The sequence below is a fragment of the Brevundimonas denitrificans genome (assembly GCF_030160755.1).
Lineage (GTDB): Bacteria > Pseudomonadota > Alphaproteobacteria > Caulobacterales > Caulobacteraceae > Brevundimonas > Brevundimonas denitrificans.
The window spans coordinates 1-673 of the sequence record NZ_BSOY01000193.1 but is presented as its reverse complement, the minus strand read 5'-3'; the positions used below and the strand labels follow the sequence as shown (position 1 = coordinate 673).

The 673-nt window shown below is 64.5% G+C and carries 1 protein-coding gene; it reads right to left on the bottom strand.

Features of this window, described 5'->3' with window-relative positions; genetic code table 11:
- Positions 1 to 673: nicotinate-nucleotide--dimethylbenzimidazole phosphoribosyltransferase (locus QQJ79_RS15705; protein WP_284223863.1), on the bottom strand; the 673-nt coding region annotated here is incomplete at both ends.

Below are 673 nucleotides of genomic sequence, written 5' to 3'. Positions count from 1 at the left end.
GTTGCAGCAACCGGACATGGCCGGGTTCAGCCGACATGTGGCCGGCCACGCAATGGTCAAGGGCGGTGTCCTGAAGACGGGCGAGGACCGCCGCCGCTGCGCAACAAACGAACCCGTCCAGAATGACGGGGATTTGCTTGTGCCGGGCTGCCAGAATGGCCCCGGTCATGGCGGCCAGTTCCCGCCCGCCCACATGCTGCAGGGCGGCAAGGGGATCGGCCAGTTTGTCCCCGTGCAGGACAAGCGACCGGTCGATGGCCCCGGCCTTGACATTGATCCCTTCCGGCGACAACCCCGTTCCGGGTCCGGCCCAGTCGGCTCCGGTACCGCCGAAAAGCGCCGCCGCCAAAGCCGCCGCAGAGGTGGTATTGCCAATGCCCATTTCCCCGACAACAAGGGTGTCGGTTGTGTCGTCCACCGCATTCCATCCTGTCTCAAGTGCCTGGGCGCAGGCCTCCTCCGTCATGGCAGGGACCAGCGTGAAATCTTCTGTCGGGGTGTCCAGATCCATGGGAACAACCGAGAAACGGGCGCCGAACGCTGTTGCAAGCTGGTTGATGGCGGCACCGCCCTGCTCGAAGTTGGCAACCATCTGGTGGGTGACTTCCTGCGGGAAAGCCGAGACACCCTGCGCACAGACACCGTGGTTGCCCGCGAAGATGATAACCTGTGG